The organism is Streptomyces cahuitamycinicus, assembly GCF_002891435.1.
In the GTDB taxonomy this organism is placed as follows: Bacteria; Actinomycetota; Actinomycetes; order Streptomycetales; family Streptomycetaceae; genus Streptomyces; species Streptomyces cahuitamycinicus.
Genome location: NZ_POUC01000007.1, coordinates 43,445 through 58,444 on the forward strand (window position 1 = coordinate 43,445; position 15,000 = coordinate 58,444).

At 71.0% G+C, this 15,000-nt stretch carries 13 protein-coding genes, 1 pseudogene and 1 riboswitch; of the genes and pseudogenes, 11 read left to right on the forward strand and 3 right to left on the reverse strand.

Annotated elements, in window-relative coordinates; genetic code table 11:
* Nucleotide 1: 1 nt before the first annotated feature.
* The 6 genes from hpnH to C1J00_RS02125 all read left to right on the forward strand — a co-directional run bounded on the left by hpnH (nucleotide 2) and on the right by C1J00_RS02125 (nucleotide 6,375).
* Nucleotides 2–1,024 (forward strand): adenosyl-hopene transferase HpnH, encoded by a 1,023-nt coding sequence (gene hpnH, locus C1J00_RS02100; RefSeq protein ID WP_102907307.1) that lies wholly within the window; start codon nucleotides 2–4, stop codon nucleotides 1,022–1,024.
* 4 nt (nucleotides 1,025–1,028) lie between these two features.
* The gene (gene ispG / locus C1J00_RS02105; RefSeq protein WP_102907308.1) at nucleotides 1,029–2,186 is read left to right on the forward strand and encodes a flavodoxin-dependent (E)-4-hydroxy-3-methylbut-2-enyl-diphosphate synthase; all 1,158 of its coding nucleotides are present in this window, start codon (nucleotides 1,029–1,031) and stop codon (nucleotides 2,184–2,186) included.
* Nucleotides 2,187–2,215: 29 nt separating this feature from the next.
* Nucleotides 2,216–4,111: a 1-deoxy-D-xylulose-5-phosphate synthase gene (gene dxs, locus C1J00_RS02110; protein ID WP_102907309.1), complete on the forward strand. Its 1,896-nt coding sequence runs from the start codon at nucleotides 2,216–2,218 to the stop codon at nucleotides 4,109–4,111.
* Entirely contained in the window at nucleotides 4,108–5,523 is a 1,416-nt protein-coding gene (locus tag C1J00_RS02115) for an aspartate aminotransferase family protein (RefSeq protein ID WP_102907310.1), read from the forward strand. The genes dxs and C1J00_RS02115 overlap by 4 nt, the downstream gene beginning before the upstream one ends.
* A gap of 91 nt (nucleotides 5,524–5,614) precedes the next feature.
* Nucleotides 5,615–6,259 (forward strand): helix-turn-helix domain-containing protein, encoded by a 645-nt coding sequence (locus C1J00_RS02120; RefSeq protein WP_102907311.1) that lies wholly within the window; start codon nucleotides 5,615–5,617, stop codon nucleotides 6,257–6,259.
* Nucleotides 6,256–6,375 (forward strand): DUF6126 family protein, encoded by a 120-nt coding sequence (locus C1J00_RS02125; protein ID WP_102907312.1) that lies wholly within the window; start codon nucleotides 6,256–6,258, stop codon nucleotides 6,373–6,375. Before C1J00_RS02120 ends, C1J00_RS02125 begins: the two co-directional genes overlap by 4 nt.
* A gap of 16 nt (nucleotides 6,376–6,391) precedes the next feature.
* Here the strand turns inward: C1J00_RS02125 and C1J00_RS02130 are convergent, their stop codons facing one another.
* Entirely contained in the window at nucleotides 6,392–7,189 is a 798-nt protein-coding gene (locus C1J00_RS02130; protein ID WP_102907313.1) for a tyrosine-protein phosphatase, read from the reverse strand.
* A 179-nt stretch (nucleotides 7,190–7,368) separates the two neighbouring features.
* Between C1J00_RS02130 and C1J00_RS02135 the strand changes: the two genes are divergently transcribed.
* From C1J00_RS02135 to C1J00_RS02150, 4 genes are all read left to right on the forward strand, one after another.
* On the forward strand, nucleotides 7,369–9,444 hold the full coding sequence (locus tag C1J00_RS02135; RefSeq protein WP_102907322.1) for an alpha-galactosidase: 2,076 nt from the start codon (nucleotides 7,369–7,371) through the stop codon (nucleotides 9,442–9,444).
* 316 nt (nucleotides 9,445–9,760) lie between these two features.
* A riboswitch (cyclic di-AMP (ydaO/yuaA leader) is annotated at nucleotides 9,761–9,915 on the forward strand.
* 4 nt (nucleotides 9,916–9,919) lie between these two features.
* Entirely contained in the window at nucleotides 9,920–10,864 is a 945-nt protein-coding gene (locus C1J00_RS02140; RefSeq protein WP_102907314.1) for a LysM peptidoglycan-binding domain-containing M23 family metallopeptidase, read from the forward strand.
* Between the two features lie 182 nt (nucleotides 10,865–11,046).
* Nucleotides 11,047–11,781: a DUF6250 domain-containing protein gene (locus C1J00_RS02145; RefSeq protein ID WP_102907315.1), complete on the forward strand. Its 735-nt coding sequence runs from the start codon at nucleotides 11,047–11,049 to the stop codon at nucleotides 11,779–11,781.
* A 145-nt stretch (nucleotides 11,782–11,926) separates the two neighbouring features.
* Nucleotides 11,927–12,712: an SGNH/GDSL hydrolase family protein gene (locus C1J00_RS02150; RefSeq protein WP_102907316.1), complete on the forward strand. Its 786-nt coding sequence runs from the start codon at nucleotides 11,927–11,929 to the stop codon at nucleotides 12,710–12,712.
* A gap of 94 nt (nucleotides 12,713–12,806) precedes the next feature.
* Here C1J00_RS02150 and C1J00_RS02155 read toward each other — a convergent pair whose 3' ends face one another.
* Both C1J00_RS02155 and C1J00_RS02160 read right to left on the reverse strand, forming a co-directional pair.
* Nucleotides 12,807–13,421: a TetR/AcrR family transcriptional regulator gene (locus tag C1J00_RS02155; RefSeq protein WP_102907317.1), complete on the reverse strand. Its 615-nt coding sequence runs from the start codon at nucleotides 13,419–13,421 to the stop codon at nucleotides 12,807–12,809.
* Nucleotides 13,422–13,517: 96 nt separating this feature from the next.
* Complete coding sequence (locus C1J00_RS02160; RefSeq protein WP_102907318.1) at nucleotides 13,518–14,696, reverse strand: Glu/Leu/Phe/Val dehydrogenase dimerization domain-containing protein; 1,179 nt, start codon at nucleotides 14,694–14,696, stop codon at nucleotides 13,518–13,520.
* A 127-nt stretch (nucleotides 14,697–14,823) separates the two neighbouring features.
* Between C1J00_RS02160 and C1J00_RS46295 the strand changes: the two are divergent.
* Nucleotides 14,824–15,000, forward strand: a pseudogene (locus tag C1J00_RS46295) (MBL fold metallo-hydrolase); the annotation flags it as partial.

The window sequence follows — 15,000 nt, forward strand, 5'->3', positions numbered from 1 at the left end:
GATGGCCATGCCGCTCCGACAGTCCATCAAGGTCGCTACATACTTGGCTGAACAGAAGCTGCGTCGGCGGGACAAGTTCCCGCTGATCGTGGAGCTGGAGCCGCTGTTCGCCTGCAACCTCAAATGCGAGGGGTGCGGCAAGATCCAGCATCCGGCCGGGGTGCTGAAACAGCGGATGCCCGTCGCCCAGGCCGTGGGGGCGGTCGTGGAGTCCGGCGCCCCGATGGTGTCCATCGCCGGCGGCGAGCCGCTGATGCACCCGCAGATCGACGAGATCGTGCGTCAGCTGGTGGCCAAGCGGAAGTACGTCTTCCTCTGCACCAACGCCATGCTGCTGCGCAAGAAGATGGACAACTTCACACCGTCGCCCTACTTCGCCTTCGCGGTGCACATCGACGGGCTGCGCGAGCGGCACGACGAGTCGGTCGCCAAGGAGGGAGTGTTCGACGAGGCCGTGGAGGCGATCAAGGAGGCCAAGCGGCGCGGCTTCCGGGTCACCACCAACTCGACCTTCTTCAACACCGACACCCCGCAGACCATCATCGAGGTGCTGAACTTCCTCAACGACGACCTCCAGGTCGACGAGATGATGATCTCGCCCGCCTACGCCTACGAGAAGGCCCCCGACCAGGAACACTTCCTGGGCGTGGAGCAGACCCGCGAGCTCTTCAAGAAAGCCTTCTCGGGCGGCAACCGGCGGCGCTGGCGGCTCAACCACTCGCCGCTCTTCCTGGACTTCCTGGAGGGCAAGGTCGACTTCCCCTGCACCGCGTGGGCGATCCCGAACTACTCGCTCTTCGGCTGGCAGCGCCCCTGCTACCTGATGAGCGACGGGTACGTGCCCACGTACCGGGAGCTGGTCGAGGACACCGACTGGGACAAGTACGGCCGCGGCAAGGACCCGCGCTGCGCCAACTGCATGGCGCACTGCGGGTACGAGCCCACCGCCGTCCTCGCCACCATGGGATCGCTGAAGGAGTCCCTGCGCGCCCTGCGCGAGACGGTCTCCGGGAACCGGGAGTGACGTCATGACCGCTGTCTCGCTGGGTGTCCCCGAGGTGCCGGCCCGGCCGATCGCCGAGCGGCGCATGTCGCGCCGGATCCAGGTCGGTCCGGTGGCGGTCGGGGGCGGAGCCCCGGTGTCGGTGCAGTCGATGACGACGACCCGGACGTCGGACGTCGGCGCCACCCTGCAGCAGATCGCGGAGCTCACCGCGTCCGGCTGCCAGATCGTCCGGGTCGCCTGCCCCACCCAGGACGACGCGGACGCGCTCGCGACCATCGCCCGCAAGTCGCAGATCCCGGTGATCGCGGACATCCACTTCCAGCCGAAGTACGTGTTCGCGGCCATCGAGGCGGGCTGCGCGGCGGTCCGCGTCAACCCCGGCAACATCAAACAGTTCGACGACCGGGTCAAGGAGATCGCCCAGGCGGCCAAGGACCACGGCACCCCGATCCGGATCGGCGTCAACGCCGGGTCGCTGGACCGTCGCCTGCTCCAGAAGTACGGCAGGGCGACCCCGGAGGCGCTCGTGGAGAGCGCCCTGTGGGAGGCGTCCCTCTTCGAGGAGCACGGCTTCCGGGACATCAAGATCTCCGTCAAGCACAACGACCCGGTCGTGATGATCGAGGCGTACAGCCGACTGGCCGAGCAGTGCGACTACCCGCTGCACCTGGGCGTGACGGAGGCGGGGCCGGCGTTCCAGGGCACGATCAAGTCGGCGGTGGCGTTCGGGGCGCTGCTGTCCCGGGGCATCGGCGACACGATCCGGGTGTCGCTGTCCGCGCCGCCGGCCGAGGAGGTCAAGGTCGGCATCCAGATCCTCCAGTCCCTGGGGCTCAAGGAGCGCCGGCTGGAGATCGTGTCGTGCCCGTCCTGCGGACGCGCCCAGGTCGACGTCTACAAGCTGGCCGAGGAGGTCACGGCCGGGCTCGACGGCATGGAGGTGCCGCTGCGGGTCGCCGTCATGGGGTGTGTGGTCAACGGGCCCGGTGAGGCGCGGGAGGCCGATCTCGGAGTGGCCTCCGGCAACGGCAAGGGGCAGATCTTCGTCAAGGGCGAGGTCATCAAGACCGTCCCCGAGTCCAAGATCGTCGAGACGTTGATCGAAGAGGCGATGAAGATCGCCGAGCAGATGGAGCAGGACGGCGTGGGGTCGGGGGAGCCGGCCGTCACCGTGAGCTGAGCAGCACGGAATGCGAAGGGGGCCCGAGCGTGACGATTCTGGAGAGCATCCGGGGACCGCGTGACCTGAAGGCGCTGTCCGAGGCGGAACTGGGGGAACTGTCCGAAGAGATCCGGGAGTTCCTGGTGCACGCGGTCGCCAGGACCGGCGGCCATCTGGGACCCAACCTGGGCGTGGTGGAGCTGACCATCGCCCTGCACCGGGTCTTCGAGTCGCCGGTCGACCGCATCCTGTGGGACACCGGCCACCAGAGCTACGTCCACAAGCTGCTGACCGGACGCCAGGACTTCTCCAAGCTGCGCGGCAAGGGCGGCCTGTCCGGCTACCCCTCGCGCGAGGAGTCCGAGCACGACGTCATCGAGAACAGCCACGCCTCCACGGCCCTCGGCTGGGCCGACGGGCTCGCCAAGGCCCGCCAGGTGCAGGGCGGCAGGGGCCACGTCGTCGCGGTCATCGGCGACGGGGCGCTCACCGGCGGCATGGCATGGGAGGCACTGAACAACATCGCCGCCGCCAAGGACCGGCCGCTGATCATCGTCGTCAACGACAACGAACGCTCCTACGCCCCCACCATCGGCGGCCTCGCCAACCACCTCGCCACGCTGCGCACGACGGACGGCTACGAACGGGTCCTCGCCTGGGGCAAGGACGTTCTCCAGGGCACGCCCCTGGTCGGAAACACCCTCTACGAGGCCCTGCACGGCGCGAAGAAGGGCTTCAAGGACGCGTTCGCGCCCCAGGGCCTCTTCGAGGACCTGGGGCTGAAGTACCTGGGGCCGATCGACGGGCACGACACCGGGGCCGTGGAGTCAGCGCTGCGGCGCGCCAAGCGCTTCCACGGGCCGGTGCTGGTCCACTGCCTCACGGAGAAGGGCCGCGGCTACGAACCCGCCCTCGCCCACGAGGAGGACCACTTCCACACCGTCGGCGTCATGGACCCGCTGACCTGCGCACCGCTCTCCCCGTCGGGCGGCCCCTCCTGGACCTCGGTGTTCGGCGAGGAGATCGTCAGAATCGGTGAGGAGCGCCAGGACGTCGTGGCGATAACCGCCGCCATGCTGCACCCGGTGGGTCTGGGCGGGTTCGCCGAGCGGTTCCCGGACCGCGTGTGGGACGTCGGGATCGCCGAGCAGCACGCGGCCGTGTCCGCGGCGGGCCTCGCGACGGGCGGCCTGCACCCGGTCGTCGCCGTCTACGCCACCTTCCTCAACCGCGCCTTCGACCAGCTGCTCATGGACGTGGCCCTGCACCGCTGCGGAGTCACCTTCGTGCTGGACCGGGCCGGGGTCACCGGCGTCGACGGGGCCTCCCACAACGGCATGTGGGACCTGTCCGTCCTCCAGGTCGTGCCCGGGCTCAGGATCGCCGCGCCACGGGACGCCGACCAGCTGCGCGCCCAGTTGCGGGAGGCCGTCGCCGTCGACGACGCGCCGACGCTGCTGCGGTTCCCGAAGGAGTCCGTCGGCCCGTCGATCCCGGCACTCGACCGGGTGGGCGGACTGGACGTGCTGCACCGGTCCTGCGAACCGCAGGCTCTCCTGGTGGCCGTCGGCGCGATGGCGCCGGTGTGCCTCCAGGCCGCCGAGCTGCTGGAAGCGCGCGGCATCGGCTGCACCGTCGTCGACCCGCGCTGGGTCATGCCCGTCGACCCGGCGCTGCCGGGGCTCGCCGCGGAGCACCGCCTGGTCGCCGTCGTCGAGGACAACAGCCGGGCGGCCGGGGTCGGTTCGGCCGTTGCGCTGGCCTTGGGCGACGCCGATGTCGACGTGCCGGTGCGGCGGTTCGGCATCCCCGACCAGTTCCTCGCGCACGCCAAGCGCGGTGAGGTGCTCGCCGACATCGGCCTGACACCCGTCGAGGTCGCCGGACGCATCAGCGCGAGCCTGACCGTCAGGGAAGAGCCGTCCAAGGAGCCACAGGAATGACAACCGCCGAGTCCGCGTCGGAGTCGTCGCAGGCCGGGGAGTTCGACCTCGGCAAGCTGCTGGCAGAGCGCGGAGCCGAGCGCTACGAGCTGCACACCCGCTACCTCAACCACCAGCTCCCGCGCATGCTGCACACCATCGGCTTCGACAAGGTCTACGAGCGCGCCGAGGGCGCCTGCTTCTACGACGCGGACGGCAACGACTACCTGGACATGCTCGCCGGGTTCGGGGTGATGGGGCTGGGCCGCCACCATCCCGTGGTGCGCAAGGCGCTGCACGACGTGGTGGACGCCGGCCTGGCCGACCTCACCCGGTTCGACTGCCAGCCGCTGCCCGGTCTGCTGGCCGAGAAGCTGCTCGCGCACAGCCCCCACCTGGACCGGGTGTTCTTCGGTAACAGCGGCACCGAGGCCGTCGAGGGCGCCCTGAAGTTCGCCCGGTTCGTCACCGGCAGGCCCAGGGTCCTCTACTGCGCCCACGCCTTCCACGGCCTGACCACCGGCTCCCTCTCCGTGAACGGCGAATCCGGCTTCCGCGACGGCTTCGCCCCGCTGCTGCCCGACACGGCCGTGCCGCTGGGCGACCTCGACGCGCTGGAGAGGGAGCTGAGGAAGGGCGACGTCGCCGCCCTGATCGTCGAGCCGATCCAGGGCAAGGGCGTGCTGGAGTCCCCGCCCGGCTATCTGCGGGCCGCCCAGGAACTGCTGCACCGGCACAAGGCGCTGCTCATCGCCGACGAGGTGCAGACGGGCCTCGGCCGGACCGGCGACTTCTACGGCTACCAGCACGAGGACGGCGTGGAACCGGACCTGGTGTGCGTGGCCAAGGCGCTCTCCGGCGGCTATGTGCCGGTGGGTGCCACGATCGGCAAGGACTGGATCTTCAAGAAGGTCTACTCCTCCATGGACCGGGTGCTGGTCCACTCGGCGAGCTTCGGGTCCAACGCGCAGGCCATGGCGGCGGGCCTGGCGGTGCTGTCGGTGATGGAGAACGAGCAGATCGTCGCGAACGTCCGGGCCACCGGGGAGCAGCTCAGATCCCGGCTGGCCGCGCTCACGGACCGGTACGAGATGCTCGCGGAGGTCCGCGGCCGGGGTCTGATGATCGGCATCGAGTTCGGCCGGCCCAGGTCGCTGAAGCTGCGCAGCCGCTGGGCCATGCTCCAGGCCGCCCGCAAGGGACTCTTCGCGCAGATGGTCGTCGTGCCGCTGCTCCAGCGGCACCGGATCCTCACCCAGGTCTCCGGCGACCACATGGAGGTGATCAAGCTGATCCCGCCGCTGATCATCGGCGAGCGGGAGGTGGACCGGTTCGTCGACGCCTTCACGGCCGTGATGGACGACGCGCACAACGGCGGACTGGTGTGGGACTTCGGCAAGACGCTCGTCAAGCAGGCGGTGGCCAACCGCTGAGACCGGGACAGGGTCTGCCTGGGGATTCCTGGGAGTTTGCCTGAGAGGCAAGGAATTTGCCGCCGAGGCAACGCTCCTGCTGAATGGGGGCATGAGCTCCTCCGAGACCGAGCGGCCCTCCGGGGCCGGCTCGCCGGGCGAACCGCCGGCCGGCGCGCTGCCGGCCGTCGCGCCCCAGCTGCGCGCACTGAGGCGCCAGGCCTCCCTGACACTGGAGGCCGCGGCCCGCGCCGCCGGGCTGTCGCCCGCCCACCTCTCCCGACTGGAGACCGGGCAGCGCCAGCCCTCGCTGCCGATGCTGCTGGCACTCGCCCGCATCTACGGTACGACGGTCTCCGAACTGCTCGGCGAGACGGTCGCCGAACGGGACTCCGTCATCCGCGCGGCGGACATGGAACCCACCGCGGCGGGCGGCTGGACCTACTGGCAGGCCGGCGCCCCCGGCCGTGGGATGCAGGCCCTGCGCGTCCACGTCCCCCACGGCTCCCAGGGCGACATCGTGCGCGTGCACCCCGGCGAGGAGTGGCTCCACGTGCTGCGCGGCCGGCTGCGGCTGCGGCTCGGGGACGCCACACACCGGCTGGCGGCCGGCGACAGCGCCCACTTCGACTCGCTCACCCCGCACCGGATCGCCGCCGAGGACCACGATGGCGTCGAGCTGCTCTTCGTACACACCCTGCTGCAGAGCCCCACGGCCGCCCTGTGCCTGGGCCCCACCCCCGGAGACGTGTCATGAGGGACATGGAGGAGAAGTTCCCCCGCGCCCTGTGGGTGAGGCTGTTCGTCTACCTCATCGCAGGCCACATCTTCGCCGCGTTCGTGTATCTGCTGTTCGAGGTCGGGGCGAAGTAGCGCCCGCCCGGGCGTCTCAGTCGAGGAGCCGCTCGCGCAGCCGCTCCCGGGTCTCCGGGGTGAGCTTCAGCCCTTCCTCCAGGTAGGTGTCGACGCCGCCCCAGGTCTCCTCGATGGTGTCGAAGGCCGCCGTCAGGTACTCGGCGCGCGCGTCGAAGAGCGGGCTGAGCAGGTCCATGACCTCGGGGGAGTAGGCCGAGGCGGCGGAGCTGCTGCGGTGCACCTTGTAACGGCGGTGCTTCGCGTTCGACTTCAGGTAGTCGTCGACGATCGCCTCGCGCTCGACACCCACCGCGAGCAGCGTCACCGCGACGGACAGACCCGCGCGGTCCTTGCCGGCGGCGCAGTGCATCAGGGCGGGGACGCTGTCCTGCGCGAGCGCGTGCAGCACCTGGGAGTGCTCACCGGTGCGGTCCTTGATGATCATGCGGTACGAGGCGATCATCCGGTCCGCGCCCTTGCCGTCCGAGAGGATCGCGCGCAGCTGGTCCAGGTCGCCGTCGCGGACCATCTTCCAGAACTCGGCGCCGTCGGCGGGGTCGCTCAGCGGCAGGTTCACATTGCGCACGCCCGGCAGCGTGACGTCCGGCCCTTCGAGCCTCTGGTCGGCGGCGTTACGGAAGTCGAAGACCGTGTGCAGGCCCAGCGTGGTCAGGAAGGCGGCGTCCTCCCCGGTCGCGTGGGCGAGGTGGCCGCTGCGGAACAGCACGCCCTGGCGCATCCGTCGTCCGTCCACGGTCGGAAGTCCGCCCACGTCACGGAAGTTGCGCACTCCGGCCAGCTCCGGCTCGGTCGACGGCACCTGCTGTGTCACGAGGGCTCCTCCCCTTCGGCGCCGCCGGCGCGGCTCGTCGACGGGCGTCACTCGACGATACGACATGCCTGCCTGGGGCAATGAGTTGTCCACAGGCGTTGCCCGGAGCCCCCGCGGCCCTTGATGATGTTGCCGCCTGGTCGCACCTGGTCGGGCTTGTTCGAATCTGTGAGGGCATGATGCTGGAGATCTCCGAAGACGGTCGTACGTGGGTGCTCTCCGGGCCGGCCAGCAGCTACGCCGTCCATGTCACCGACCGGGACGAGCTGCTGAACCTGCACTGGGGACCCCGGATCGGGCTCGCAGACGCCGAGGCCCTCGCCGTCCGGCCGCTGCCGGAGTACTGGCCCTTCGAGTCCCCGCTCGACGGACGCGAGGAGTACCCGGTCGAGGGCGGCCCCCGGTTCGTCCGCCCCGCCCTGTCCGTGCGCACGGCCGAGAGGCGCGGCACCGAGTGGCTCTTCGAGGGGCACGACGCCGAGGACGGCGAGCTGCGGCTCCGGTTCCGCGACGGCGGCCTGGCCGTCACGCTGCACTACCGGATGCCCTCCTCGACGGACGTCGTCGAGCGCTGGGTGACCCTGGACAACCGGGGGCCGGCCGTCGAGCTGCTGCGCGCCGACTCCGCGACCTGGACCCTGCCCGACCGCGACGCCTGGCGGCTGTCCCAGCTGCACGGCCGCTGGGGGGCCGAGTCCCGGCTGACGCGCTCCGGCCTCACCCACGGCGAGAAGGTCATCGGCAGCCGCCGCGGCCACACCTCCCACCAGCACCTGCCGTGGGTCGCCCTGGACACCGACGCCACCGAGGAACGCGGCGAGGTCTACGGCTGCGCCCTGGGCTGGTCCGGGTCCTGGCGCATCGCCGTGGCCCAGCTCCCGGACGCGCGCGTGCAGATCACCGGCGGGGCGGGCTGGGACGACTCGGGCCTGCTGACGCTGGGCGCGGGGGAGTCGTACACGACCCCGGTCTTCGCCGGGCTCTGGAGCGACGGCGGTTTCGGCGGGGCGAGCCGCGCCTGGCACGCCTACCAGCGGGCGCATGTGATCCCGGACGCGAACCGGGACCGGCCGGTGCTGTTCAACTCCTGGGAGGCCACCGAGTTCGACATCTCCGAGGTGCAGCAGCGGGCGCTCGCCGAGCGGGCAGCCGCCATGGGTGTCGAGCTCTTCGTGGTCGACGACGGCTGGTTCGGGGCGCGCACCAGCGACCGGGCCGGGCTCGGCGACTGGAGCCCCAACCCCGACCGCTTCCCAGGCGGCCTGAAGCCCCTCGCCGACCACGTGCACGGCCTCGGCATGCAGTTCGGGATCTGGGTCGAGCCAGAGATGGTCAACCCGGACAGCGACCTGTACCGCGCGCACCCCGACTGGGTGCAGTACCAACCGGGACGAAAGCGGACGGAATTCCGCAATCAGCTCGTACTCAACCTCGCCCGCGAGGACGTCCGGGAGTACCTGTGGGAGCAGCTCGACGGGCTCCTCTCCCGAGCGCCGGTCGACTACGTCAAGTGGGACTTCAACCGCTGCTTCACCGACGCCGGCTGGCCGGACGACCCCTACCCGCAGCGGCTGTGGGTCGACCACGTGCACGGCCTGTACGCCCTGCTGGACCGGTTGCGGGCCGCCCACCCCGGCGTGGCCTTCGAGTCCTGCTCGGGCGGCGGCGGGCGGATCGATCTCGGTGTGCTGAGCCGCACGGACCAGGTGTGGACCTCCGACAACACCGACCCGCTCGACCGGCTCGCCATCCAGCACGGCTTCAGTCAGATCCATCCGGCCCGGGTCATGGCCGCCTGGGTCACCGACAGTCCGAACGCCATGCTCAATCAGCGGGCCAGCTCCCTGCGGTTCCGGTTCGTCAGCGCCATGGCCGGGGTGCTGGGGGTCGGCGGCGACCTCACGCGGTGGACGCGGGAGGAGCTTGCCGAGGCGCGGGAGTGGGTGGGGCTCTACAAGGGGATCCGGCCCGTGGTGCAGCGCGGCGACCAGTACCGGCTGCGTCCCCCGCGGGGTGGGCTGAGCGCGGTGCAGTACGTCCTCGGCGACGAGACGGTCGTCCTCGCCTGGCTCCAGGCGCAGCGCTACGGCGAGCCCGTACCTGCGCTCCGGTTGCGTGCCCTCGACCCGACCGCGTCGTACGAATGCCTCGAAACGGGTGAAGTCCACCGCGGGGCCGTGCTGCTTCATCATGGACTGCGGGTCGGCCTGCGAGGGGATCTGGACGCCGCGGTCGTCCGCCTTAAGCGGAAGTAGGCGTTCTGTCCGAATAATGCGATTGAGCCGCTTAGGGATAACGTGCCCCGATCGTAAAGGAGATGAGATCGGGGTGCGTGACCATCGTCATATTCGTGACGATCTGTTGTCGCCATGTTCACGTAATTCTGGCGTTATTCAGGGCGGTTGAGGAATGCGGGAGATCGGTAATACACGCTCGGTGACCGCGGATGTGTCGACGCGTCAAGAAAAACACCGTCACGGGCAACCGCAAGCTTGTCCGTTTGCGTCCTGGTCGCTTACGTTCCACACCAATCCGGACGGACGCCTAATCCTGCCGCCGACCGGAGCCCGCACACACTGACCCGACGTACGGCAGGAGCGGGGGACCCACAGGTAAGACGCCTGTTCCGGTTCCCGGAACGGCTTGGGGTTAAGCCGCGCCCCGGCGCGGCCGGGCATCTCCAGCCCGCACCCGACAGCTCACCTCGCAGGCGACGGAGAGGAATTCGCCATGCCCGCGAAGGGTAAGCACCGCCGTCCCAAGACCCAGCGTTTCACCCGCTCCATCGCCGTCGCCGGAACCGGCGGAGCCGCTCTCGCGCTGCCGCTCATGGGGGCTGCCGGCGCCCATGCCGCCACCCCGCAGTCGGCTCCGGAAAAGGCCGTCCAGTCCGCTCCGGCGGCCGGGAAGAAGGCCGCCGAAAAGGCGACCGGCGCCCGCACGTACACCGTGCGGGCCGGCGACTATCTCGCGAAGATCGCCGACGACCAGAACGTCAGCGGCGGCTGGAAGAAGCTCTACGCCGACAACCGTGACGCCGTCGGCTCCGACCCGTCGCTGATCCACCCGGGTCTGAAGCTGTCGATCGGCAAGCAGGCGGCGAGCGCGCCGAAGTCCTCGGCCCCGTCCGCGCCGAAGGCCTCCGAGCCGAAGGCCTCTGCCCCGAAGCCCCTGGCCTCCCAGCCGTCCGCCGACGAGTCCTCCGCAAAGGCGGAGACCGCCGCGAAACCGGCCGCCGCCAAGCCCGCCGCCGAGAGCAACGCCGGCGGCTACAGCCTCCCGGTCGCCGGTGCCACCGTCGGCACCCCGTACCGCATGTCCGGCAGCATGTGGTCCAGCGGCTACCACACCGGTGTCGACTTCGTCGTCCCGACCGGCACCTCCCTCAAGGCCGTCGGCGCCGGCACGGTCGTCTCCGCCGGGTGGGGCGGCGCCTACGGCAACCAGGTCGTCATCAAGCTCGCCGACGGCCACTACGCCCAGTACGCCCACCTGTCCCAGCTCTCCGTCTCGGCCGGCCAGACCGTGACCGCCGGGCAGCAGGTCGGCCTGTCGGGCGCGACCGGCAACGTGACCGGACCGCACCTGCACTTCGAGATCCGCACCACGCCGGACTACGGCTCGGACATGGACCCGGTCGCCTTCCTGCGCTCGCACGGCGTCTCCGTCGGCTGACCGACCGCACGACCACCTGCCTGACACGCGGCCGAAGGCCGGACCCCGATCCCCGGGTCCGGCCTTCGGCGTGTGCGCACGGTCGGCCGTGTCAAGGGATCGACAGGCGGCGGCAGTTGGGACAGAGTGATCCCGTCCGGAGTGCAAGCGCTTTCCAGAGTCTTCCCGAGGAGCTGTGTCCCGTGCCGACCACCCGCAGAGCGTTCGGGTCCCTGGCCGCCGGAGCCGCCCTGGCGTCCCTCGCCCCCACGGCCGCCGCGCACGCCGCGCCCCGTCACCGCCGCCTCCTCGCTCGCGACGACTTCTGCCACGGCCTCGGCCAGTGGGTCACCGAACTCCAGGACGGCGGCGCCGTCACCGCCTCCCGCGGCGTCCTGGAGATCGACGTACCGAGCGGCGCGACCGTGTGGTTCAGGCAGCGGCTCGAAGGGCCGTACGTCCTCGAGTACACCGCGACCCCCGTCTCCGAGGGCGGGGTCAACGACCGGGTCTCGGACCTCAACAACTTCTGGAACGCGACCGACGTACGCTCCCCGGGCGACCTCTTCGCGACTGCGCGCGGCGGCGCCCTCGACGAGTACGACCACCTCACGACGTATTACGCGGGGTACGGGGCCAACTACAACACCACGACCCGGCTGCGCCGTTACGTCGGCGAACCCGGCGTCCGCCCCCTGGTGTTCGACTACACCGAGCCGCTGCTGGTCCCGAACGAGCCCAACCGGGTCCGGATCGTCTCCGACGGCTCGACGGTCCGGTGGTGGAACAATGGGCGGCTCGTCTTCGACCACACCGACCCACAGCCCTACACGAGCGGCCACTTCGCCTTCCGGACCGTCTGGAGCCATTTCCGGATCAGTGGATTCCGGGTCTGGCGGCTCACCCCGAAACATCCCTTCACCCCGAAACATCCCTGACAAGCGGTGTATTCCGGAGTTTGCGAACACTTTGGGAGTGGCTTATCTCACCGCCCGTCAATCCCTTCCTACGGTCGCGTAGGTCACATTCGAAGGTGAATCATGAGCTGCTGTGGCAGACGATTCGAAGAATGACAGCAGAGCAGTGATCGGGTCGTACGTGGCGGTGGGGGACAGCTTCACCGAGGGCGTCGGTGATCCCGGCCCCGACGGGGCGTTCGTCGGCTGGGCCGACCGGTTCGCCGTCCTGCTCGCCGACCGCAGGCCCGAGGGCGACTTCCGATACACCAATCTCGCCGTACGCGGAAAACTCCTCGACCAGATCGTGGCGGACCAGGTTCCGCGGGCCGTCGACATGGCCCCGGACCTCGTCTCGTTCTGTGCCGGGGGCAACGACATCATCCGGCCGGGCACCGACCCGGACGAGGTGGCCGAGCGCTTCGAGCGGGCTCTGGCCCAGCTCACCGCCGTGTCGGGCACGGTCATGGTGACGACCGGCTTCGACACCCGTGGCGTGCCCGTGCTCAAGCACCTGCGCGGCAAGATCGCCACGTACAACGGACACGTCCGGGCCATCGCCGACCGGTACGGCTGCCCCGTGCTCGACCTGTGGTCCCTGCGCAGTGTGCGGGACCGCAGGGCCTGGGACGCGGACCGGCTGCACCTGTCGCCCGAGGGGCACACGCGCGTGGCGCTCCGCGCGGGCCAGGTGCTCGGCCTCGAGGTGCCGGCCGACCCCGAGCAGGAGTGGCCTCCGCTGCCCCCGCGCGGCGTACTCGACGCGCGGCGGGACAACGTCGCGTGGGCGCGTGAGTTCCTGGTGCCGTGGATCGGGCGCCGGCTGCGCGGGGAGTCGTCGGGCGACCATGTGACGGCCAAGGGGGCGCTGTCGCCGGACGACATCAGGATGCGGATCGCGTCGGTGGCGTGAGAGCGGCTCCTGCGCGTGCGGGCGGCGCCGGTCGGAACCGGCGCGGCCCGCAGGCGTCGCAGCCGCGTCTGCGGCGTGATCCGAACGACAGGCCCTAAGGGGTCAGCCGCTCTTCACGGGCCAGGCCCAGCTCACGGGTCAGCGCCTCCTCCACCCACTCCTGGGCCCGCGATCGCGGCACCGCGCCGGCGTAGGACGTCAGCTGGACGGCGAGGCCGTCGAGGAGGGCGGTGAGACGCAGAGCCGTGCCGGCCGGGTCCGGGCAGCGGAACTCGCCGGCGGCCACGCCCTCCGCGATGACCTCGCCGAGGGCCGCCTTCCACTGCCGGTCGAGGTCCTGGGCGACCTCCCGCAGCGTCGGATCGCGCAGCGCCGCCGCCCAGCCCTCGATCCACAGCCGCCAGCCCTTGGCCTGCCCGGTCGGGGCGTACCACCGTACGGCCGACCGCAGCCGGCGCAGCGCCGGTGAGCGACGGCCGAGCAGCTTGCGCAAATGCGCCAGGTCGCCCTCCGCCGCGTGCCGGAACGCGGCGGCGACCAGCTGCTCCTTCGTGGAGAAGTGATAGAGGACCAGTGCGTTGCTCACGCCCAGCGCCGAGGCCACGTCGGCGATCCTGACCGCCGCCACACCCCTCGCCTCGATCTGCTCGATGGCGGCCCGCAGCAGATCCCCGCGCCGCTGGGCCACGCTCAACCGGACTCTCGTCACTCCGTCACCCTACCCACGCGCGTACGGCCCCTCGACGGGGTGTTCCGGCCTGTCCGGCACGGCCCGCGACGGCAGCCTCGGGAGGCGGCGGGCACCTCACCGGAACCAGCCGAACCGCTCCGTGATCAGCGGCAGCCGGTCCGCCGCGATCGCGTGGGCGGCGGCTCGCGGGGTCGTCCCGTCGGCCTCCGCGCGGCCCAGCATCCGCTCGACCAGGTCCCGCACCGAGCGACGGGTGCGGGCGAACGCCTCCTCGGCGTCGGCGCCGATGTCCCCGAACAGCGTCCACCACCACCAGGCGTTGGTCCCCGAGTTGACCACGACGTCCGGCAGCACGGTCACCCCGCGCGCGGCCAGCAGCGGCTCCGCCTCCGGCCGTACGGGCATGTTGGCCGCCTCCACCACCCAGCGGGCACTGATCCGCTCCTGGTTCCCGGCGTCGATCGCGTACGACACGGCCGCCGGCACCAGCACCTTCGCGTCGGCCGACAGCCAGGCACCGCCGGGCAGTTCGCGGTCGCCGGGACGCAATGCGGAGCGGTCCACGGTGCCGTGGGCGTCCCGGGCGGCGAGCAGCGACTCGGCGTCGAGGCCCGCCGGGTTGGCGATCGTGCCCTTGAGATCGGCGACGGCCACGACCGTCAGCCCCGCGCGGGTGAGGAATCGAGCGGTGGCCCCGCCCATGGTGCCCAGCCCCTGGAGCGCGACCCGCGTCCCCGCGTACGGCACACCGGCCCGGTCCAGGGCGGCCAGGGCCGCCTCGGCCACACCGCAGCCGCCGACCAGCTCGTCCAGGCCGAGCCCGTCGACCTCGACCGCGAACGCGTCCCGGAGCCGCCGCCGGGCCTCGGCCTCGTCGTCCAGCAGCGGATACACGGCCTGTATCGAGGAGACCAGCCCCGCCTCGGTGGCCGCCCGGTCCACCAGGTCCTGGGTGAGCCCCAGGTCCTCGCCCGTCGTCCAGCAGCTCTCTATGTACGGCCGCATCGCGCGCAGGTAGCGCACCAGCAGCGGGTACGCCTCCGGGTCCCGGGGGTCGCAGTCGATGCCGCCCTTGGCGCCGCCGAGCGGGACGTAGCGGCTCGCGGGGTCGTAGTGCAGGGCCTCCTTCACGGTCATGCCGCGGGCCAGGCCGGTGACCTCCTCCAGGGTGCAGCCCGCGCGCATCCGCAGACCGCCGCTGGCGACCCCGCGCACCAGCCGGTCGACGACCAGGAAGCCCTGCCGTCCCGTGAGGTGATCGGTCCAGGTCAGGGACAGCAGGGGGGTGGCCATACGGAATCCTTCGCCGCCGGGATACTGAATCACCGGTCAGTATCCACTCCCGTGGGCCCCTGCGATCCGGTGTTGCCGGAGGGGCCGACCATAATGGAAAGCCTGACCGACTCCACCTGGAGGTACCGTGGCCGGTTTCCGTACCCTGAGCACCGGGCTCCGCGCGCTGCAGCCCGGGGGGTTCGGCGCGGACCCGAGCGGTGAGCGCATGGCGCGCATCCGCAGATCGCCTCATTTCAAGGACGGGGTCTTCCAGAACCCCGGCGGCCCCGCGCGGACCCGCCCCTCGGGTTCGGCCCTGGAC